Raw genomic sequence first — 21058 nt, 5'->3', positions numbered from 1 at the left:
CACGTCACCCTATTCGTTCACCCGCGTGCTGCGGAACGTGCACGCTATTGTCTGCTAATCCGCTACACCGGGGGGTGTGGCCGCTGGGGACAAAGAGATGACGGAGCGGTACATGTCGGACATTGGTGCGCCTTCGCGTCGACCGTATCGAGTCGGTTACGCGCCGGGCGCCTACGATCTGTTCCATATCGGACATCTCAACATCCTTCGGCACGCCCGGAGTCAGTGCGACTACCTGGTGGCCGGAGTGGTCTCCGACGAGATGGCCGAACTCGCCAAGGGTCGCCGCCCGATGATCCCGCTCGTCGAGCGGCTGGAGATCGTACGCAGCGTGAAGTACGTCGACGCCGCCTTCGTCGAGACGGTCCCCGACAAGGTGGAGACCTGGAAGCAGGTCCGCTTCGACGTCATCTTCAAGGGCGACGACTGGCGGGGCACCCCCAAGGGCGACAAGCTGGAGAAGGACTTCGCCGCCCACGGCGTCGACGTCGTCTACTTCCCCTACACCGTCCACACCTCCAGCACCCAGCTCCGCCGGGCGCTGGACGCGCTCGCCGAGCCGGCCCCGGCGCCGGGCCAGGTCACCGGCGAACGGCGCTGAGCTTCCCGGAACCACTTCGCCAGGAACGCCAGCAGGAACAGCGCGGCGACCGCGCCCAGTCCCGCGTACGCCCAGGCGAACGACTTCCCGCCGCCGAGCAGCAGGAACACCAGGCAGAAGACCCCGTAGTCCACGGGCAGCAGCGCCACCGCGCGCAGGGTCGACGGCGCGGCGGCGGGGCTCCCCGGGGCGGGCTTCGGCTTGAGCTTCTCGGTCAGCAGGCCGCCGAAGAAGGTGACGACCGCGGCGAACTGGAAACCGAGCGGCACCAGCAGCCAGCCGTCGGCCGTCGTGCCGTACTCCTCGGGGAACCGGTAGAAGGCGATCAGTACGCACGCGTGCAGGGCGGTGAGCTTGGCGGCGTCGACGACGTGGTCCAGCCACTCGCCGGCCGCACTGCCGCCGCCGCGCAGCCGGGCCAGCTGCCCGTCGGCCGAGTCGAAGGCGAAGCCGACGGCGAGCGCGGCCCACACGGCGATCCCCAGCGCCCACGAGGGCCCGGTCAGCGCGACCGCGGCGGCCGCGGCGAAGCTGAAGGCGGCACTGATCAGCGTCACCCGGTTCGGCGTGAGCCCGAGCGCGTACGAACCGGCCGCCAGGTAGCGCCCGGTGGGCCGGTTCACGAACCGGGAGTAGAGCGACACCCCCTTCGCCGACTTCTGCGCCCCGCGCAGTTCCCGCAGCGCGGTCCCGACTCTGCCCATGCAGGGGCTCCCCTCAGCGACGATGTCGAACACATCATCGCAGGACAGGTGAGCGAGTCGGTTCCGGATGTCTGCGGACGTCCGGAAGCAGCAGTACGCACAGGTTCGCGCCCGCGCTGAGCACGGCCGCGACCAGCAGCGGGACCGTGGCGCCGACGGCCGCGGCCAGCGGGGCGGCCACGGCGAGTCCCAGGGGTCGCGCGGCGAACGAGATGAGGGTGTCGAAGGAGCCGACCCGGCCCAGGGTCTCCAGCGGGATGCGGCGCTGCATCTCCGTCTCCCACAGCGGGCTCAGCACGCCCAGGCCGAACATGGCGCAGCAGAAGGCGGCCGCGGTCGCCGGCAGCGGCAGGCGCAGCGCGAAGGCGGTGAGCGGCAGTGCCTGGGCGGCGGCCCCGAAGGCCACCGCGAACAGCGGCCGGCGCAGCGGCAGCCGCCCGGCCGTCCAGACGCCGGCGAGCATGCCGACCGTGCCGAGCTGGGCGATCACCACCCAGGAGCCCTCACCGCCCAGGTGCTCCATGGCGATGGCCGGGCCCAGCGTGAGGAGCAGTCCGGCCGCCAGGTGCCAGACCCCGTGGGCCAGCACGTTGGCGAGGAACCAGGGGTGGCGCCGGGTCTCGGCCCAGCCGGCCCGCAGTTCGGCGCCGAAGGCGGCGCGCGGCGCGGTACGCGGGGCCGGGCCGGTGCGCAGGCCGCCGAGGGTAAGAGCGGAGAGGACGAAGAGCGCCCCGGTGAGCAGCGAGGCCCAGCCGCCGCCCACGGTCAGCGAGAGCGAGCCGGCGGCCGCCGGGGCGGCGACGTTCGCCAGTCCGGTGGCCACGCCGAGCCGGGTGTTGACGCGCAGCCGCTCCTGCGCGGGGACCGCGGCCGCCACGAGGGTGCGGACGGCGGGCGTGCCGAAGGCCACCGCGGCGCCGGTCACTGCGGCGAGCGCGGCCAGCTCGGGGACGCGGCCGTCGAGTCCGGTCAGGAGCAGGACGCCGGTCCCCAGTTGGGCGGCCGCCCGGACGAGATCGGCGACGAGGACCACCCGCCGGGCGGGGAACCGGTCGGCGGCCACCCCGGCGACGGGCAGCAGGACCAGCATGGGCAGCAGCTCGCAGGCGAGCACCAGGCCCAGATCGCCGGAGGAGCCGGCCCGCAGCAGGGCCAGGGTGAGGGTGGTGGGCACCAGTGCGGAGGCGAAGGCGGCGAAGGCGCGGCCGGCGACCAGCCGCGGTATCGGCGAGATCATGTCCGGGAGATTATTTCGCCAGCGAATCATTCGTCAACGAAAGAGCCGCGCCGGCCGGACCGCGGCACGGGACATAATGCGGACATGGGCACCCAAGAGGACTCCGTCGACCGCCACATCGCCCGTTGGACCGGCAAAGTGCCCTTCGACGTGCCCACCGAAGCCGTCATCACCCGCATCCAGCTCCTCGCCAAGCACGTGTCGCACGGCAAGGAGCGGGCGCTCGCCGAGACCGGCCTCCAGGCCTTCGAGTTCGACACGATGCACCGGCTCGCCTCCCGCGGCGCACCCTGGCGAGCCCCCTCCGCCGAGCTCGCCGCCGAACTGCTCCTCTCCCCGGCCGGCATGACCGGCCGCCTCGACACCCTGGAGCGGTCCGGACTGGTCCGCAGGCTGCGCGCCGCCGCCGACCGCCGCCGCGTCGACGTCGAACTCACCGAGGAGGGCCACCGCCGGTGGCTGGACGCCATGCGCTGGCGCGGCGTCGCCGAGGCGGAGATGATCGAACCCCTCGACGACGCCGAACGCGCCGCGCTCGCCGGCCTCCTCAAGCGGATGCTGCTGGCGGTCGAGACCCGCTGACCCGCAGCAGCAGCACCGAGCGGGCCGGCACGGTCACGCTCTCCCCGGCGCGGTGCAGGGTGCCGGGGACGACGGCCTGCTCCTCCAGGGAGGTGTCCAGGACCAGCTCGTACTCCTCGGCCCACGGCGCCCCCGGCAGCACCCACGCCGCCGGCCGGTCGCCGGTGTGGAGCAGGACGAGGAAGCTGTCGTCCGTCACCTGCCGGCCCCGCTCGTCACGGCCCGGGATGTCCCGCCCCGACAGGTACATCCCCAGCGCGGCCGCCGGGGCGTACCAGTCCCGCTCGGTCATCTCCACGCCCGCCGGCGTGAACCAGGCCAGGTCCCGCAGCCCGTCCGCGCCCTGCGGCCGGCCCGAGAAGAACGCCCGCCGCCGCAGCACCGGATGGGCGTGGCGCAGCGCGATCAGCCGGGCCGCCAGCGCGAACAGCGACCGCCACGCCGGATCCTCCAGCAGCGACCAGTCCACCCAGCCCGTCTCGTTGTCCTGGCAGTAGGCGTTGTTGTTGCCGCCCTGGGTGCGCCCGAACTCGTCCCCCGCCACGAGCATCGGCACCCCCGTCGACAGCAGCAGGGTGGTCAGGAGGTTGCGCAGCTGGCGGCGGCGCAGCACCCCCACCCGGGCGTCGTCCGTCTCGCCCTCCGCGCCGCAGTTCCACGAACGGTTGTCGTTGGTCCCGTCCCGTCCCGCCTCCCCGTTGGCGTCGTTGTGCTTGCGCTCGTAGGACACCAGGTCCCGCAGGGTGAACCCGTCGTGCGCGGTCACGAAGTTCACCGAGGCGTACGGCCGCCGCCCGCCCCACGCGTACAGGTCGCTCGACCCCGACAGCCGGTACCCCAGATCCCGTACGTCGGGCAGCGCACCGCGCCAGAAGTCCCGTACGGCATCGCGGTAGCGGTCGTTCCACTCCGTCCACAGCGGCGGGAACGCCCCCACCTGGTAGCCGCCCGACCCCACGTCCCACGGCTCGGCGATCAGCTTCACCCGCCGCAGCACCGGGTCCTGGGCGATCACCGCCAGGAACGGCGACAGCATGTCCACGTCGTGCATCGAACGGGCCAGCGCCGCCGCCAGGTCGAAACGGAAGCCGTCCACCCCCATCTCCGTGACCCAGTAGCGCAGCGAGTCCGTGATGAGCCGCAGCACGTGCGGACGCCCGGCGTGCAGGGTGTTGCCGCAGCCGGTGTAGTCGGCGTACCGCCGCGGGTCGGACTGGAGCCGGTAGTAGCCCCGGTTGTCGAAACCGCGCAGCGACAGCGTGGGCCCCAGCTCGCCCGCCTCCGCCGTGTGGTTGTAGACCACGTCGAGGATGACCTCGATCCCGGCCGCGTGCAGCGCCCGGACCATCCGCTTGAACTCGCCGACCTGCTGGCCGGCCGTACCGCTCGAGGAGTACCCGGCGTGCGGGGCGAAGTAGCCCACCGAGTTGTAGCCCCAGTAGTTGCGCAGCCCCCGGCGCAGCAGGTGGTCCTCGTGCGCGAACTGGTGCACCGGCAGCAGCTCGACCGCCGTCACCCCCAGCTTCACCAGGTGCTCGACCGCCGCCGGATGGGCCAGGCCCGCATAGGTGCCGCGGAGCTCCTCGGGAACACCCGGATGGCGCATCGTGAAGCCGCGCACGTGCAGCTCGTAGATCACCGAATCGGCCCAGGGCGTCTTCGGCCGGACGTCGTCCGCCCAGTCGTCGTCGTCGTGCACGACCACGCCCTTGGGCACGAACGGCGCCGAGTCCCGGTCGTCGCGCACGGTGTCCGCGATGTACTGCTGCGGCCAGTCCCGGACGTGCCCGTACACCTCCGGCGGCAGGGTGAAATCCCCGTCGACCGCCCGCGCGTACGGGTCCAGCAGCAGCTTCGCCGGATTGTGCCGGACCCCGGTCCAGGGGTCCCAGCGGCCGTGCACCCGGAAGCCGTAGCGCTGCCCCGGCCGCACGCCCGGCACGAAACCGTGCCAGATCTCGTGCGTGAGCTCCGTCAGGACGCACGCGGTCTCGGCGCCGGCCTCGTCGAACAGGCACACCTCCACCGACTCCGCGCCCTGCGCCCACACGGCGAAGTTGGTGCCCGCGGTCCCGTCCGGACCGTGGTGGAAGCGGGCCCCCAGGGGGTGCGAGGACCCCGGCCACACCTCCGGGGCCGGGCGCCCGTGTGCGCGTAACACCTGCCCCTTGACCTGGCCGTTCGTCCGGCCCTCCGGCCGTCCGTCCGACGGGTGGCCCAGGGGGCCGCCCATGAGGGCGTCGACGTGCGGTACGGGCGCGGCCTGTCCGCTCCGTACCGCTCCGACGGCGTTGCTGACGGCTTCCACCGCCTCCTGCTCGGCTGCGCTCGACACTGCCCGCCTCCACGGCTCTTCGGTACCGGCGGGGGGAGGGGAGTGTCTGGCCCCGGCGTCCCGGCCCGGGCCCGCCCCCGTCTGGTCCTTCCCACTGTTCTGCCCGGACAGTTCTGCCCGGAACGTCGCCCGCCCTCACGTTTCCCCCGGAGGGCTCCGGTCGTTGGAGGGATCGTGACACTTCTGACGAGGCGGGCAGGGGCGGGCTTGGCCGCCGTGGCGGCATGGGCGGGCCTGCTGGGCGGACTGGCCGGCTGCACCCACGACGGCAAGTCGCCCGTCGAGATCCAGCTTCCGGGCAGAGTCCGCTCGCCGGACGAGGCCATCCGCATCACCCCCGACGACAACGCCAAGGACGTCCCGGCCGACGGCCGGCTGACGGTCACCGTGCCCGAAGGGCGGCTGGAGCGGGTCGTGGTGACCAAGGTGGAGGACGCGCAGCAGGAGGAGGTACCCGGCGCCATCGCCGCCGACGGGCTCAGCTGGAGCCCGACCCCGCAGGCCGGGCGGCTCGCCCTCGCGGCCAAGTACACCGTGGACGCGGTCGCCCTCGACGGGCACAACCGCCGCCAGGCCCGGCACACCACCTTCACCACCTACGTCCCCGAGGAACGGTTCATCGGCTACTTCAAACCGGAGAACCGTTCGACCGTCGGTACCGGCATGATCGTCTCCTTCAAGTTCAGCCGTGAGATCGAACGACGCGCCGAGGTGGAGCGCGCCATCCGGATCACCTCCGAACCGGCCGTGCAGGTGGCCGGCCACTGGTTCGGCAAGGAACGACTCGACTTCCGGCCCAAGCAGTACTGGAAGCCCGGCACGAAGGTCACCGTGCGGATGGACCTGCGCGACGTCGAGGGCGCCCCCGGCTCGTACGGGATCCAGTCCAAGACCGTCACCTTCACCGTCGGGCGCTCCCAGATCTCCACCGTGGACGCGGCCGCCCACACCATGGAGGTCCGCCGGGACGGCGAGCTGCTGTCGACCGTGCCGATCAGCGCCGGAGCGCCCAAGACCACCACCTACAACGGGAAGATGGTGGTGATGGAGCTCTTCGACGTGACCCGGATGAACGGCCAGACCGTCGGTTTCGGCGGCGAGTACGACATCCCCGACGTCCCGCACGCCATGCGGCTCACCAACTCGGGGACCTTCCTGCACGGGAACTACTGGTCCAGCCCCGACACCTTCGGCTCCACCAACGTCAGCCACGGCTGCGTCGGCCTGCGCGACGACAAGGGCGGCGGCTCCGACACCCCGGCGGGCTGGTTCTTCGACCGCACCCTGGTCGGGGACGTGGTGGAGGTGGTGAACTCGCAGGACAAGACGGTCGCCGCCGACAACGGACTGGGCGGCTGGAACATGTCCTGGGCGGACTGGGTGGCCGGATCGGCCGTCGTCTGAACGGCGCACCAACCCCCGCAAGAGTGACTTGTGTGATCGGAATGCCGTAGCCGCGAGTGTCCACGGCCCGCACCGCCGACCGCTGCCCCCAGCCTGTCAGGGCACATGAGGGCAGCAGGGCGGAACGGACGGAGCGTCATGTCAGCAAGGAACTGGACCCTCGGGCTCGCGATCGGCGCCGTGCTGGCCGCCGCCGCCCCCACGGCCGTCGCCGCCGGACCCGGCGCCGACCGGCCGGTGGCGGCGGCCCGGGCGCCGCTGCCCGACGGGCTCGGTCCGTGCGTCCCGGGCCGCTGTCCGGACCCCTACCCGCCGGTCAACAGCGACGGCGTCCTGCGCGGCCGCGACAACGGCATCAACATCTTCGTCGGCGGCGACTTCCGGGTCCGTGGTCGGGCCTCCGAGGCCGAGGGCCGCCTCGTCGTCCTCGGCGGCTTCGACCAGGACAAGGTGGCCGGCGGGGACAGCCGGTACAACGTCGGGATCGTCGGCGCCGGATCGCTCGTACCGCCCCCCGCCGGCGCCGACTTCCTCACCACCGGCGCCGGCGTCACCGTCGCCCAGGGCGAACGCCTGCTCGCCGACGGCGGTGTGGTCCGGCACGCGGGCCCCGTCACCGGCTCGGTGTCCGGAACCCTGGTCCGGGACCCCGCCGCCGTCACCCCGTACGCGGGCCTGCGCGACCGGCTCAGCGCCGCGAGCCAGTGCTACGCCCGGGTCGGCGGGCAGCCGCGCCCGGCCACCGGCACCGTCGCGGACCGGGGCTACGAGACGCTCTTCACCGGCGACGGCACCTCCGCCCTCCAGGTCTTCAACGTGAACGCCGACATGGTCGGCAACGGCGGCGGAATGCAGGGCGTCCGCTTCGACCGGATCCCGGCCGGGGCCACCGTGCTGGTCAACGTCCTGGGCACCGACCGCACCATCAACACCTACAGCGGCGGCCTCCAGGACACCGACCCGCTCAACGCCTACCGCGACCGCCTGCTGTGGAACTTCCCCGACGCCACGACCGTGCGGCTGACCGGCGGCGGCCAGTTCCAGGGCAGCTTCCTGATGGGGCAGCAGAACTCCGAGACCACCGTCACCCTGCCCGGCATCAACGGCCGCTTCTTCACGACCGGTTCCGTCACCCACGGCAGCGAGACCGTCGGGGGCGGCGGCCAGGAGTTCCACGCCTATCCCTTCAACGGCGACCTCCCCGACTGCGGGGGACCGGTCCCGGTGACCGGTTCGGTCTCCGTCCTCAAGCGGGACGCGCAGACGGGCGCCCCGCTGGCGGGCGCGCGGTTCGAGCTGTGGCGGGAGTCCAACGGCACCCCCGGCCTCCAGACGGCCGGCCCGGGCGCCGACACCCGCGTCACCGAGTGCACCACAGGGACCGACGGCCTGTGCGGGGCGACCACCGGGCTCGGCACGTACTACTGGCGCGAGACCCAGGCACCCCCCGGATACGTCCTGCCGCCCGGGCCGGTGGACGCGCTGACGCTCACCGCGGAGAACGCGCAGGCCGGCGTCCGCCACGAGGCCGACAACGAGCGGGCACCCGAGCCGCCGGACGGCGCCCGCGTGGTCCTGCGCAAGACGGACGGGTCGACCGGCCTGCCACTGGCCGGCGCGGAGTTCGAGCTGTGGCAGGAGAGCAACGGCACCCCCGGGCTGCAGACGACCGCCCCCGGCGGTGACACCCGGCTGGACGGAACCTGCGTGACCGACGCCCGGGGCACCTGCACGGTGGAACTGCCGGTCGGCCGGACGTACTACTGGCGGGAGACGGCGGTCCCGGCCGGGTACGAGCAGCCGGCGAACCCGGTCACGCGCTTCGACCTCACCCGGGACGACGTTACGGACGGCGTCGTCGTCGCCGTCCCGAACAGCAGGAGCGAGCGGTACGAGGGCGCCATCCGGGTCCTCAAGAAGGACGCCAAGACCGGACGGCCGCTGCGCGGCGCGGTCTTCGAGGTGTGGCAGGAGACCAACGGCACCGCCGGTCTCCAGACGCGCGGCATCAACCCCGACCACCGGGCGGCCGACGGCTGCGCCACCGACCGCGGCGGCGTCTGCGACTTCGGCCCGCTGCCCGAGGGCTCCTACTACCTGGTCGAGACGGCCGTGCCCGAGGGCTACGCCCTGCCCGCGGACCGGGTGACCGGACCGCTGCGGCTGGACGGCGCCACCCCGGACCGGCGGCTCGTGGTCACGCTGCGCAACGAGCGCGACGGCCACGGCAAGGGCAAGGGCGACCACGGCAAGGGCGACCACGGCAAGGGCGACCGCCCGGGCCCCCGGGCCTGACCTGCGGACCGGTCCCCGGATCCGACCCCCGGCCCCCGACGACGGACGGAGCGGCATGACAGCCAGGACGACGAGGGTGTGGCCCATCGGCCTCGCCGCCGCGGTGGTGCTCACCGCGGCGGCCCCGGCCCTGGCCGCACCGCCCCCGGTAGCGGCCGGCGGGGCCCGGGTCGTGCTGCGCAGCACCGACCTGGACACGGGGGCGCCGCTGGCCGGGGCCCGGTTCGAGCTGTGGCGCGAGACCAACGACCGGGCCGGGCTGCAGAGCAGCGGTCAGGGGGCCGACGAACGGCAGTCGGGCAGCGCCTGTGTGACCGACGCGAAGGGCCTCTGCACGGTGCAGCTCCTGACCGGCGAGACGTACTACGCGCTCCAGCTCGCGGCCCCCGCCGGCTACGCGTGGCCGGACGAGGCGGCCACCGGCTTCGACCTGGGCGAGTCCGCCGCCCGGGACGGACTCGTCCTCGCCGTCCCCAACCGGCGCCCGGACGCCGCGTACGGCGGATGGATCGTCGTCCGCACGAAGGACGCCAAGACCGGCTCCCCGCTGCCCGGCGCCGTCTTCGAGCTGTGGAAGGAGACCAACGCGACCACCGGCCTCACCACCGGGGGCCTCGCCGCCGACCAGCGCGTCAGACCCGGCTGCGCCACCGACGCCGACGGCACCTGCACCTTCGACGGGCTCGCCGACGGCGGGTACTTCCTGGTGGAGAAGGACGTCCCCGAGGGCTACGTCCTGCCGAAGACCCGCGTCACCGGTCCCTATCAGCTGGACGCCACGAGCGGACGGCAGCTCGTGCTCACCGTCCCCACCGGGCGCGCCGAGCCGATCCCCCTGGACGAGAAGGCCGAGGACGCGGACGGGAGCGCCCGGGAGGGCGGCCTGCGGGCCCGGGCCGCGCGGCCGGGTGCGCCGGTGGAGTGACCTCCTCACCCCGGCGGCGCAGCAGCGCGAGCCGTACCCCGGCCACCGGGCTTGGCTGGGCCTCGACCGTCGCGCGCGCAGACCGAGGAGGCCCCGCATGGCCGCACGTCAGGGGAGAGGCCCGGTGGCACGGGCGGCCGTGCTCGGCGCTCTGTTCGCACTCGCGGGCCCGCAGCCGGCCTTCGCCGTGGCCGCCCCGGCGGAGCCGGAGAGCGCGTGCGTGGCGGGCACCGGCCCCTACCAGCGGGAGCTGGAGCACCACGTGGGACGGCCGGTCGACGGGGTGCAGTCCGCGGCGGACTGCCGTGCGGTCCGCGCGTTCCAGCGCACGAACGGGGTGAGCCCCGCCGACGGCTACGCGGGCGTCGCCACCTACCGCACGATGCTCGTCGTGACGGCCCGCCCGGACCCCAACGCCGCGGGCGACTGCCCCGAGCGCGAACACCGCGTCACCTGCGTCGACCTGGACCGTCAGCTGCTGTGGGTGCAGGAGGACGGCGGCGTCGTCTTCCGGCCCGTGCCCATCCGCACCGGCCGCGACTTCCAGGAGACCCGGACCGGCTGGCACGAGGTGTACTGGCGCAGCAGGGACCACGTCTCCACCCTGTACGGATCGCGCATGCCGTACGCCCAGTTCTTCGACGGGGGCCAGGCCCTGCACGGCTCTCCCGGAACCCTCTACGAGGGCGGCGGCTCCGCCGGCTGCGTCAACCTCACCGAAGCGGACGCGAAACGGCTGTGGGACCTGCTCGGCGAGGGGGACGCCGTCTACGTCTGGGGCACCAAGCCGGGCACCGAGGACTGACCGCAAGCCGTTCCCACCGTGTCGCGGCAGTTGGGACGGAACGGTGACAAGACCGTGGCTCATCGTGATCCTCCCGTGTGATTTCCTGTCGACATGCGCGCGACTGTCCGTGCGCGGGGGACATGGGGAGAACACGAGTGAACGTGCAGCCGATACGCGGCCGCGCCCGGACCGGCCTGCCGGCCCTTCTGCTGGGAGCGGCCCTGCTGTTCACCACCGCCTGCAGTGGCGGTGGCGGTGGCGGCAACGGCAGCGGGGGCGACAACGCCGGGGGCGGCGCCAAGACCGGTACCGAGGCGTCGAAGGCCGTCGTCAGCGTCAAGCCCGACGACGGGGCCAAGGAGGTCGCGACCAGCGGCGTCCTGAAGATCACGAGCACCGGCGGCAAGCTCAGCACGGTGACCGTCGCCGACACCAAGGGCAACGCGGTCGAGGGCAAGGTCTCCGACGACGGCGCGAGCTGGGAGCCGGCCCGCCACCTGGCCTCCGCCACGGAGTACAAGGTCCACGCGGTCGCCAAGGACGAGGCCGGCCGGGAGTCCGCCAAGGACACCTCCTTCACGACCCTGACCCCGACCAACACCTTCGTGGGCCACTACACGCCCGAGGACGGCGCGACCGTCGGCGTCGGCATGCCGGTCTCGATCAACTTCTCCCGCGGCATCACCAACCCCGAGGCCGTCGAGAAGGCCATCACGGTGACGGCCGAGCCGGCCGTGCCGGTCGAGGGCCACTGGTTCGGCAACGACCGCCTCGACTTCCGCCCCGAGAAGTACTGGGCCGCGGGGACGACGGTCACCGTGAAGCTCGCCCTGGACGGCGTCGAGGGCCGCCCGGGCGTCTACGGCAAGCAGACCCGTACGGTCACCTTCAAGATCGGGCGCTCGCAGGTCTCCACGGTCGACGCGGCCGCGCACACGATGCAGGTCGTCCGGGACGGCCAGGTCTTCAAGGACGTTCCGATCACGGCGGGCGCCCCGTCGACCACGACCTACAACGGTCAGATGGTCATCAGCGAGAAGTACAAGGTCACCCGGATGAACGGCGCGACCGTCGGCTTCGGCGGCGAGTACGACATCTCCGACGTCCCGCACGCGATGCGCCTGTCGAACTCCGGCACCTTCGTGCACGGCAACTACTGGGCCTCCTCCGGCACCTTCGGCTCGGCCAACGTCAGCCACGGCTGCATCGGCCTCAAGGACGTCCGCGGCGCGGGCGACTCCAAGCAGCCCGCCGCGTGGTTCTTCGACGAGTCGCTGATCGGCGACGTGGTCATCGTGAAGAACTCCAAGGACAAGCAGATCGCCCCGGACAACGGCCTCAACGGCTGGAACATGGACTGGGCGGAGTGGATCAAGTAGATCCCCCGCTACGACGCGGAGGTGGCCCGGTGCTGTGACACACAGCACCGGGCCACCTCGCGTTAACCGCCGCTAACCTGGCCCGTATGACCATCTCTCTCGAAGTCTCCGAAGGCGTCGGCACCCTCCGCCTGGACCGGCCGCCCATGAACGCCCTGGACATCGCCACCCAGGACCGGCTGCGCGAGCTGGCCGTGGAGGCGACCGACCGGGCCGACGTCCGCGCGGTCGTCATCTACGGCGGCGAGAAGGTGTTCGCCGCGGGCGCGGACATCAAGGAGATGCAGACGATGGACCACGCGGCGATGGTCGCCCGGTCCCGTGCGCTGCAGGACGCCTTCACCGCCGTCGCCCGCATCCCCAAGCCCGTCGTCGCGGCCGTCACCGGCTATGCGCTGGGCGGTGGTTGCGAGCTCGCGCTGTGCGCCGACTACCGGATCGCCGCCGACAACGCCAAGCTCGGCCAGCCCGAGATCCTGCTCGGCCTGATCCCCGGCGCGGGCGGCACCCAGCGGCTCTCCCGGCTGGTGGGCCCCTCCCGGGCCAAGGACCTCATCTTCACCGGCCGCATGGTCAAGGCGGACGAGGCCCTGACGCTCGGCCTGGTCGACCGCGTGGTGCCCGCCGCCGAGGTCTACGAGCAGGCGCACGCCTGGGCCGCGAAGCTCGCGCAGGGGCCGGCGATCGCGCTGCGCGCCGCCAAGGAGTGCGTGGACGCGGGCCTGGAGGCCGACATCGACACCGGGCTCACCATCGAACGCAACTGGTTCGCGGGCCTGTTCGCCACCGAGGACCGCGAGCGCGGCATGCGCAGCTTCGTCGAAGAGGGCCCGGGCAAGGCGAAGTTCGTCTGAACCGCCTCGGTCGGGCGGTCCTCCCTGGGGGTGGATTAGCCAGGCCTTAAGGCAGCCTTAAGGCGCTTCGGTGATCAACTCACGGTGATTGCTCACGTGCGGTGGGTCACGCCAGGTCAGGGCCGTTTCGAAGCCCTCCGGTCGCCTCCCGCACATGACAGGAGACCCCCTTGGATTCGCTGAATCCGGGGGGTGTTTTCCTGCGGAACGGCCCGGGGTCACAGGCGGGCCGTCCATGATGGGTCCATGGCGGGCCTGGAGGGTGTGGAACAGCCGCGGCAGCGCGGCGGTGCTTCGGCGGTACGGCTCACGGCGGCCGTCGAGGAGGAACAGGGCCTCAAGGCGCTGGAGTTGTACGGGAACCCGGCCGAGGCGGAAGTGACGCTGCCGTCCATGCCCGAGTCGGCCGGTACCGCCCGCCGGCTCACCCAGTGCGTGGTGGTCCGCCTCTGGGGCCTCTCACCGCAGATCTCCGAGCACGCCGTCCTCCTGGTCTCCGAACTCGTCGGCAACGCGGTGCGCCACACGGGCGCCCGCTCGTTCGGCTTACGCATGCTGCGGCGGCGCGGCTGGATCCGGGTGGAGGTGCGCGACCCCTCGCGCGGGCTGCCCTGTCTGATGCCGGTCCACGAGCTGGACACCACCGGCCGCGGCCTCTTCCTCGTCGACAAGCTGTCCGACCGCTGGGGCGCCGACCTGCTGCCCCGGGGCAAGATCACCTGGTTCGAGATGCGGGTCGCCGACCGCCAGAACGCCTGAAGCCCCCGGCTCGCCGTGTGGGGCGGTGTGGGGGCTCCATGGGTGCGCCGGGGATCGAAGGGGGTGTGATCCCCGGCGTGAGGACTTCGCTCGGGTCAAGGGGGAAGTCGTGGTTTCGACTATGACAGACGAGGGCTCGAACGCCAAAAGTCCCTACTTGGACATAAGTGTGCAAATAGGAAGACTTTCTAGCTAAATCCTAGGTGAGGTGGGCCACTCACCTCGCAATCGATGAATAACTATCGACTGCTCTGAGTAAATCGTTGATCACGTGGCGGATGGACCATGCGATCCGCCCTCTTCGGTGGGCGTCCCGAAATGGGTCAATCATTACCTTCCGGGTCATCCACCTCTTAAATGGGCAAGTGCTCTCACATCCAGGCCGCCGCGCGGCCCTGCGTGCGGCTCTGCGTGCGGCCGGTCTCGGTGTGGCCGGCGTCGGGACGGCCGGTCTCGCCGCGGGCTGCGGCCCGGGCGACCCGACCGCCGGGACCCGAACCACACCCCCCACCCCGCCCCCGGGTCCCGCCCGCCCCGCGCAGGCGGCCCCGGCCGCCGCCCCGCGCCGGTTCGCCGGACAGCCCGTCGAGATCGGCCACGGTGCGCGCGACCGCAACGAGGTCGCCCTCACCTTCCACGGCAACGGCGAGCCCGCCGTCGCCCGCGCGGTGCTGGACGCGGCGGAGAAGGGGGGAGCGCGGGTCACCGTCCTGGCGATCGGCACCTGGCTCGACGCCCACCCGGACATGGCCCGCCGGATCCTCGACGGCGGCCACGAACTCGGCAATCACACCCAGCGCCACCTCGCGATCAACGACATGACCGAGGCGGAGGCCCACGCCGAGATCACCGGCTGCGCCCAGCGCCTCAAGCGGCTCACCGGCTCCATCGGCACCTGGTTCCGGCCCTCCCGGACGCAGTACGCGACACCGCTCGTGCAGAAGCTGGCCCAGCGGGCCGGCTACCCGCACGTCCTCTCGTACGACGTCGACTCCCTCGACTTCACCTCGCCCGGTGCCGCGGCCGTCGTCCGCAACGTCACCGGCACGATCCGGCCCGGATCCGTGGTGAGCCTGCACTTCGGCTACACGGACACGGTCGACGCGATGCCCCCCCTCCTCGAAGAACTCGCGCGCCGCAAGCTGCGCGCGGTGACCACCACGGAGCTGCTGACGCCATGACGACCACCCGCCTTCCCCGGAATGCCGGCGTACTGCTGGCCGGTCTGGTCCTCGCCGCCCTGGCCGGCTGCGGATCGGCCGGAAAGGGTCCCGCCGAGGCGCTCGGCACCAAGGGCCCGGCCGAGCCCGTCAAGGCCGTACCGGCGGCGCCGCCCGGACTGCCCGGCATGCCGCCCCTGCTGGATCCGAACGACGTCTACGCGGCGGACCGGCCGGGCAAGCTCTCCCCGGTGGTCAAGGACTTCCCGTCCCGCGTCTACGTACCGAACACCAACTCCAACACGGTGTCCGTCATCGACCCGGAGACCTACCAGGTCATCGACACCATCCCGGTCGGGGTGCAGCCCCAGCACGTCGTCCCCTCCTGGGACCTGAAGACCCTCTGGGTCAACAACAACCGGGGCCACACGCTCACCCCGATCAACCCCGCCACCGGCGAGGCCGGAAAGCCCGTCGAGGTCCACGACCCGTACAACCTGTACTTCACGCCCAACGGGAAGTACGCGATCGTCATGGCCTCGCTCGACAAGGAGCTGGTCTTCCGCGACCCGCACACCATGGACCGGGTCAAGACCGTCCCGGTGACCTGCTTCGGCGTCAACCACGCCGACTTCTCCGCCGACGGTCGCTACTTCATCGTGAGCTGCGAGTTCTCCGGTGAGCTCCTGAAGGTGGACACCGAGAAGATGGAGGTCGTCGGCCAGCAGAAGCTGCCCTTCGAGGGCGCGATGCCGCAGGACGTGAAGGTGTCCCCGGACGGCAAGACCTTCTACGTCGCCGACATGATGGCGCACGGCATGTGGGTGCTCGGCGGCGACACCTTCGAGACCCCCAAGCTGCTGCCCACCGGCAAGGGCTGCCACGGCCTCTACGTGAGCCGCGACTCCAAGGAGATGTACGTGTCCAACCGGGGCGAGGGCACGATCTCGGTCTACAACTTCCCGCAGAAGAAGCTCACCAAGAAGTGGACGCTGCCGGACGGCGGCAGCCCCGACATGGGCGGTGTCTCCGCCGACGGCAAGGTCCTCTGGCTGTCGGGCCGCTACAACTCCGAGGTGTACGCCATCGACACGGTGACCGGCAAGCAGCTCGCCCGGATCCCGGTGGGCGGCGGCCCCCACGGACTCGCCGTGTACCCCCAGCCCGGCCGCTACTCGCTCGGCCACACCGGGATCTTCCGCTAGGTCCGGTCGTCAAAGTGGCGCCGGTCAGGCCCGCGGTGTCCGGTGCCGTGCATCGCAAGGCGGAGGGGCGCCCGAGTACTGGACGTACTTGGGCGCCCCGACAACGCGGCGAGGTGCGGTGCCGGGCGCCGCGGGCCAGGTGCAACTTTGACGACAGGGCCTAGACCGGCGGGGCCCGGGGGCCGTCCGGGACCCGGGGGTCCCGGACGGGCCGGGTGCCGCTACCCTGGGCCGGTCAACAAGCACCAAGAAGGGGTGGACCCAGTGGCGGACATCGAGAGCGCACGGGCTACGTTCGACAAGTTCGACGTGAACGGTGACGGCTTCATCACGGCCGACGAGTACAGCGCCGCGATGCGCGCCATGGGCGACGCCCACGTGTCCCCGGCCGTCGCGGACTCCGTCGTCGCCTCCAAGGACGCCAACGGCGACAAGCTGCTGAGCTTCGACGAGTTCTGGGCCTCCCTGAACAAGTAGCACCCCGGTCTGCCGCCCCGGGCCCACGGGCCCGGGGCGGCATCCTGCGTCAGGCGGCCGGCCCGGACGTGTCCTCCATGTCCCCGACCTCGGCGAGGGCCTCCTCCAGCCAGGTCAGCCAGAACGTCTCCAGGGCGATCCCGCCGTGCAGCACGAGCCGGCGCAGCCGGTCCTCCACGGCGTCGCGCCCCGGCGGGAAGTCCTTCTCCTCGATCGCCTCGTACTGCGCCAGCTGGCGACGGTGCAGGTCCAGATGGCGCCGCAGCTCGGGGGCCAGCCCCTGCGGCCCCACCACGCCCGCCGCCCGGATCCGCAGCAGCAGCGGGTCGCGCATCGGCTTGGGGTCCTGGCTCTCCGCGACCCACCGGGCCAGCTCCGTGCCGCCCGCGGGCAGCACCTCGTACTCCTTCTTCTGCCCCCGTACGGGCACCTCGCTGGGCAGCGCCCGGATCAGCCCGGCCTCCTCCAGCCGGCCCAGCTCGCGGTAGATCTGCTGGTGCGTCGCCGACCAGAAGTACCCGATCGACCTGTCGAAGCGCCGGGTCAGTTCCAGCCCGGACGAGGGCTTCTCGAGCAGGGCGGTGAGGATGGCGTGCGGCAGGGACATGCCGCCATCCTAGGTTTGCGGCGACCGGCACCGCGATCACCTCCGGCCGCGGTCAGCTCCCCCGGCCCGGTCCCCGGCTCTGCGCCGCTCTCCCCGCGGCCGCCCCCGGACGGGCCAGGCCCGGTGGCGGCCACCGCGCGCACTGGACAGGCTGGGGGCGTGGCTGCCGACGAGAACACCGCGCCCCCCGCGCCGTACGCCGACCTCACCGCGCTCTACGTGAACTGCACGCTCAAGCGCTCGCCCGAGACCAGCAACACCGAGGGCCTGATCGACCGGAGCCGTGCGGTCATGGAGTCCGCGGGCACCCGTACCTCCCTCATCCGCGCCGTCGACCACGACATCGCGACGGGCGTCTGGCCCGACATGACCGAGCACGGCTGGGAGAGCGACCAGTGGCCGGTCCTCTACAGCCGGATCATGGACGCCGACATCCTCGTGCTGTGCGGGCCCATCTGGCTCGGCGACAACAGCTCCGTGATGAAGAAGGTCATCGAGCGGCTCTACGCCTGCTCCTCCCTGCTGAACGAGCACGGCCAGTACGCCTACTACGGCCGGGTCGGCGGCGCGCTGATCACCGGCAACGAGGACGGCGTCAAGCACTGCGCCATGAACGTCCTCTACAGCCTCCAGCACCTCGGGTACGCGATCCCGCCCCAGGCCGACGCGGGCTGGATCGGCGAGGCCGGCCCGGGCCCCTCGTACCTCGACCCCGGCTCGGGCGGCCCCGAGAACGACTTCACCAACCGCAACACCGCCTTCATGTCCTGGAACCTCATGCACCTGGCCGGGCTGCTCAAGCGCTCCGGCGGCATCCCGGCGCACGGGAACCAGCGCTCCCTGTGGGACGCCGGCTGCCGGTTCGACTTCCCCAACCCCGAGCACAGGTGATCCGAGATGGTCCAGCTGCTGAGAGTCCAGAACTTCACCGTCTCGCGCGACGGATTCGGTGCCGGCGAGCCCCAGAGCCTGGAGCGGCCGTTCGGCCACGCCGATCCCGGCGCCATGTTCGCGTGGGCCGGGGCCACCGCGAGCTGGCCGAACCGCACCGACCCCGGCGGCAGCCGGGGCCTGGACGACTACTTCACCCGCGACTTCTCGCACAACATCGGCGCCGAGATCATGGGCCGCAACAAGTTCGGGCCCCAGCGGGGACCGTGGGCCGACCACGCGTGGCGCGGGTGGTGGGGCGACGAGCCCCCGTTCCACACCCCGGTCTTCGTCATGACCCACCATCCGCGTCCGTCGTTCTCGCTCTCCGACACCACCTTCCACTTCGTCGACGACGATCCGGCGACGGTTCTGGAGGCGGCCAGGGAGGCGGCGGGGGGCAAGGACGTGCGGCTCGGCGGCGGAGCGACCACCGTCCGCGAGTTCCTGGACGCCGGTCTCGTCGACACCCTGCACGTGGTGGTCGCGCCCGTCGAGCTCGGCCGCGGGGTGCGGCTCTGGAACACGCCGGAGGAGCTGACCGACCGGTTCCACCTGGAGGTCGTGCCCAGCCCGAGCGGCGTGACGCACCACCTCTTCTGGCGGCGGTGACGCAGGTGGCGGGGGTACGCGGGCACCCCCGCCGCCGCGCGGCGGTTCAGTGGGCGATGTCCACGATGAGCCGCTCGGGGGAGTGCAGGCTGTAGGCGCGGTAGTAGGGGACGGTGTCGAAGGCGGCGCCGAAGGTCACGTACCCCTCGTAGTCGCCGGTCATGGCGAGGCCCTTGAGCTTGCTGAGGTAGATCTTCTGGAGCTTGGGACCCTGGTAGACGCTGCCGCCCGCGTCGTCGTGCGCGGCGGCGGGGTTGAGGCGGATCTCCAGGAAGTGCTTCCCGGCCAGCGGGACGGGCTTTCCGGAGCCGTCGTACACGAGCTGTGCGACGGGTGTGACGGTCACCGTGGGGGTGTACCCCTGCAGGTCGATGACGATCCGGTCGAAGGTGGCGTGCCCGCCCCAGCGGGCGTTCACGACGAGCGGGGTCGGGCTCGGGGCCGGGGTGGGGGTGGAGGCCGAGGCGGGCGCGGCGAAGGACAGGCAGGCGGCGAGCAGAGCGCCGGTCGCCAGGGCCACGAACTGCCGGAGACGGGTGTTGATCATGACGTCCCCTCGATTCCGAGAGACGGGGACAGGTGGCACAGTCTGGGACGCCCCGCCACCCCTTGCGGTTCCGGCCCGTTCCGCTGTGCGGTGGGGGCCGGGCGCACGCGCCTGGCCCCCACGTCGTCATCGGTGCGTCAGCACTCGATGACGTTGACCGCGAGGCCGCCGCGGGCGGTCTCCTTGTACTTGATCTTCATGTCGGCGCCGGTCTCCTTCATGGTCTTGATGACCTTGTCGAGGGAGACCTTGTGCGAGCCGTCGCCGCGCATCGCCATCTTGGCGGCGGTGACGGCCTTGACCGCGGCCATGCCGTTGCGCTCGATGCAGGGGATCTGGACCAGGCCGCCGACCGGGTCGCAGGTCAGGCCCAGGTTGTGCTCCATGCCGATCTCGGCGGCGTTCTCGACCTGCTCCGGGGTGCCGCCCAGGACCTCGGCGAGGGCGCCGGCCGCCATGGAGCAGGCCGAGCCCACCTCGCCCTGGCAGCCCACCTCGGCGCCGGAGATCGAGGCGTTCTCCTTGAACAGCATGCCGATCGCGCCCGCGGCGAGGAGGAAACGGACCACGCCGTCCTCGTCCGCGCCCGGGACGAAGTTCATGTAGTAGTGCAGGACCGCCGGGAGGACGCCCGCCGCGCCGTTGGTGGGCGCGGTCACGACACGGCCGCCGGCCGCGTTCTCCTCGTTGACCGCCATCGCGTAGATCGTCGTCCACTCGCTGCGGTGCATCATCGGGTCGCCCTCGGTGCGCAGCTGGCGCGCCGTGGAGGCCGCGCGGCGCTTGACCCGCAGGCCGCCGGGGAGGATGCCCTCGCGGGACATGCCGCGCGAGACGCAGGACTGCATGACGCGCCAGATCTCCAGGAGGCCCTCGCGGATCTCCTCCTCCGTGCGCCAGGCCTTCTCGTTCTCCAGCATCAGGGAGGAGATCGACAGGCCGGTCTCGTTCGCCAGGCGCAGCATCTCGTCACCGGAGCGGAAGGGGTACTTCAGCACCGTGTCGTCGAGCTTGATCCGGTCCTCGCCGACCGCGTCCTCGTCCACGACGAAGCCGCCGCCGACCGAGTAGTAGGTCTTCTCCAGCAGCGGGGTGCCGGCCTCGTCGTACGCGAAGAGCGTCATGCCGTTCGCGTGGTAGGGCAGGGAGCGGCGGCGGTGCAGGATCAGCTGGTTCGGCTCGTCGAAGGCGATCTCGTGGCCATCGCCTATCTCCGCGCCCAGCAGCCGCAGGCGGCCGCTCTTGCGGATGCGCTCCACCTCGTCGTCCGCCGTCTCCACGTCCACGGTGCGGGGGGAGTGTCCCTCCAGGCCCAGCAGCACGGCCTTGGGGGTGCCGTGGCCGTGGCCGGTCGCGCCGAGGGACCCGAAGAGCTCGGCGCGCACCGAGGCCGTCTGGGCGAGCACGCCGTCCTTCTTCAGCCGCGTCACGAACATACGGGCGGCGCGCATCGGACCGACCGTGTGGGAGGAGGAGGGACCGATGCCGATGGAGAAGAGGTCGAAGACGGAGATGGCCACGGTGGCGGACTCCCTTGTCTGCTCGTGGGGTGGGAGGGGTGCAGGAGAGGCGGATTGTTCAGATTTCGTCCGACAGACGAGCTTAACGCGGTCCGGTGAACGTCCTGGCTGCCGTGCGGCGTGGGAAGGATTACGCCG

General features: G+C 72.1%; 20 protein-coding genes. 14 read left to right on the top strand and 6 right to left on the bottom strand.

Translation table 11 applies throughout. The features are described 5' to 3' along the window. Window positions 1-112 precede the first annotated feature (112 nt). Window positions 113-601 carry an FAD synthase family protein gene (locus AC2RP6_RS14035; RefSeq protein ID WP_486446529.1) on the top strand — a complete coding sequence of 163 codons (489 nt, stop codon included), beginning with the start codon at window positions 113-115 and terminating at the stop codon, window positions 599-601. Here the strand turns inward: AC2RP6_RS14035 and AC2RP6_RS14030 are convergent. Next, window positions 502-1305 (bottom strand): CDP-alcohol phosphatidyltransferase family protein, encoded by an 804-nt coding sequence (locus tag AC2RP6_RS14030; protein ID WP_486446528.1) that lies wholly within the window; start codon window positions 1303-1305, stop codon window positions 502-504. The genes AC2RP6_RS14035 and AC2RP6_RS14030 overlap by 100 nt on opposite strands. Before the next feature lie 34 nt (window positions 1306-1339). Further along, complete coding sequence (locus AC2RP6_RS14025) at window positions 1340-2542, bottom strand: MFS transporter (protein ID WP_486446527.1); 1203 nt, start codon at window positions 2540-2542, stop codon at window positions 1340-1342. A gap of 84 nt (window positions 2543-2626) precedes the next feature. Here AC2RP6_RS14025 and AC2RP6_RS14020 point away from each other — a divergent pair, with 84 nt between their 5' ends. Next, the gene (locus AC2RP6_RS14020) at window positions 2627-3124 is read left to right on the top strand and encodes a MarR family winged helix-turn-helix transcriptional regulator (RefSeq protein WP_486446526.1); all 498 of its coding nucleotides are present in this window, start codon (window positions 2627-2629) and stop codon (window positions 3122-3124) included. Here AC2RP6_RS14020 and glgX read toward each other — a convergent pair. Further along, window positions 3090-5459, bottom strand: coding sequence for a glycogen debranching protein GlgX (gene glgX / locus AC2RP6_RS14015; RefSeq protein ID WP_486446525.1), 2370 nt, complete (start codon window positions 5457-5459; stop codon window positions 3090-3092). The two genes, AC2RP6_RS14020 and glgX, sit on opposite strands and share 35 nt — an antisense overlap. Before the next feature lie 183 nt (window positions 5460-5642). Between glgX and AC2RP6_RS14010 the strand changes: the two genes are divergently transcribed. The 10 genes from AC2RP6_RS14010 to AC2RP6_RS13965 all read left to right on the top strand — a co-directional run bounded on the left by AC2RP6_RS14010 (window position 5643) and on the right by AC2RP6_RS13965 (window position 16704). Next, window positions 5643-6863, top strand: coding sequence for a L,D-transpeptidase (locus tag AC2RP6_RS14010; RefSeq protein WP_486450328.1), 1221 nt, complete (start codon window positions 5643-5645; stop codon window positions 6861-6863). A gap of 138 nt (window positions 6864-7001) precedes the next feature. Next, complete coding sequence (locus tag AC2RP6_RS14005) at window positions 7002-9158, top strand: choice-of-anchor A family protein (RefSeq protein WP_486446524.1); 2157 nt, start codon at window positions 7002-7004, stop codon at window positions 9156-9158. 55 nt (window positions 9159-9213) lie between these two features. Next, on the top strand, window positions 9214-10083 hold the full coding sequence (locus tag AC2RP6_RS14000; RefSeq protein WP_486446523.1) for an MSCRAMM family protein: 870 nt from the start codon (window positions 9214-9216) through the stop codon (window positions 10081-10083). Between the two features lie 97 nt (window positions 10084-10180). Further along, the gene (locus AC2RP6_RS13995; RefSeq protein WP_486446522.1) at window positions 10181-10888 is read left to right on the top strand and encodes a L,D-transpeptidase family protein; all 708 of its coding nucleotides are present in this window, start codon (window positions 10181-10183) and stop codon (window positions 10886-10888) included. A gap of 122 nt (window positions 10889-11010) precedes the next feature. Further along, window positions 11011-12249 carry a L,D-transpeptidase gene (locus AC2RP6_RS13990; protein WP_486446521.1) on the top strand — a complete coding sequence of 413 codons (1239 nt, stop codon included), beginning with the start codon at window positions 11011-11013 and terminating at the stop codon, window positions 12247-12249. A gap of 86 nt (window positions 12250-12335) precedes the next feature. Beyond that, window positions 12336-13103 carry an enoyl-CoA hydratase/isomerase family protein gene (locus AC2RP6_RS13985; RefSeq protein WP_486446520.1) on the top strand — a complete coding sequence of 256 codons (768 nt, stop codon included), beginning with the start codon at window positions 12336-12338 and terminating at the stop codon, window positions 13101-13103. Window positions 13104-13349: 246 nt separating this feature from the next. Next, window positions 13350-13862, top strand: a complete 513-nt coding sequence (locus AC2RP6_RS13980) for an ATP-binding protein (protein WP_030655726.1) — start codon at window positions 13350-13352, stop codon at window positions 13860-13862. A 365-nt stretch (window positions 13863-14227) separates the two neighbouring features. Further along, on the top strand, window positions 14228-15043 hold the full coding sequence (locus AC2RP6_RS13975; protein WP_486446519.1) for a polysaccharide deacetylase family protein: 816 nt from the start codon (window positions 14228-14230) through the stop codon (window positions 15041-15043). Beyond that, window positions 15040-16227 carry a YncE family protein gene (locus tag AC2RP6_RS13970; RefSeq protein WP_486446518.1) on the top strand — a complete coding sequence of 396 codons (1188 nt, stop codon included), beginning with the start codon at window positions 15040-15042 and terminating at the stop codon, window positions 16225-16227. The genes AC2RP6_RS13975 and AC2RP6_RS13970 overlap by 4 nt, the downstream gene beginning before the upstream one ends. A gap of 264 nt (window positions 16228-16491) precedes the next feature. Next, window positions 16492-16704, top strand: coding sequence for an EF-hand domain-containing protein (locus AC2RP6_RS13965; RefSeq protein ID WP_486446517.1), 213 nt, complete (start codon window positions 16492-16494; stop codon window positions 16702-16704). Between the two features lie 49 nt (window positions 16705-16753). Here AC2RP6_RS13965 and AC2RP6_RS13960 read toward each other — a convergent pair whose 3' ends face one another. Continuing rightward, entirely contained in the window at window positions 16754-17311 is a 558-nt protein-coding gene (locus AC2RP6_RS13960; protein ID WP_486446516.1) for a PadR family transcriptional regulator, read from the bottom strand. 159 nt (window positions 17312-17470) lie between these two features. Between AC2RP6_RS13960 and AC2RP6_RS13955 the strand changes: the two genes are divergently transcribed. Both AC2RP6_RS13955 and AC2RP6_RS13950 read left to right on the top strand, forming a co-directional pair. Next, window positions 17471-18202 carry a flavodoxin family protein gene (locus tag AC2RP6_RS13955; RefSeq protein ID WP_486446515.1) on the top strand — a complete coding sequence of 244 codons (732 nt, stop codon included), beginning with the start codon at window positions 17471-17473 and terminating at the stop codon, window positions 18200-18202. Window positions 18203-18208: 6 nt separating this feature from the next. After that, window positions 18209-18853 (top strand): dihydrofolate reductase family protein, encoded by a 645-nt coding sequence (locus tag AC2RP6_RS13950; protein ID WP_486446514.1) that lies wholly within the window; start codon window positions 18209-18211, stop codon window positions 18851-18853. 46 nt (window positions 18854-18899) lie between these two features. Here the strand turns inward: AC2RP6_RS13950 and AC2RP6_RS13945 are convergent, their stop codons facing one another. Continuing rightward, window positions 18900-19400: an AMIN-like domain-containing (lipo)protein gene (locus AC2RP6_RS13945; protein WP_486446513.1), complete on the bottom strand. Its 501-nt coding sequence runs from the start codon at window positions 19398-19400 to the stop codon at window positions 18900-18902. A gap of 137 nt (window positions 19401-19537) precedes the next feature. Beyond that, window positions 19538-20920 (bottom strand): L-serine ammonia-lyase, encoded by a 1383-nt coding sequence (locus AC2RP6_RS13940; protein ID WP_030846770.1) that lies wholly within the window; start codon window positions 20918-20920, stop codon window positions 19538-19540. Window positions 20921-21058: the final 138 nt, after the last annotated feature.

Source organism: Streptomyces sp. WAC03905 (assembly GCF_057371075.1).
Note: the sequence above shows the minus strand (reverse complement) of the source record. Positions and strands in the feature narration are given on the sequence as shown.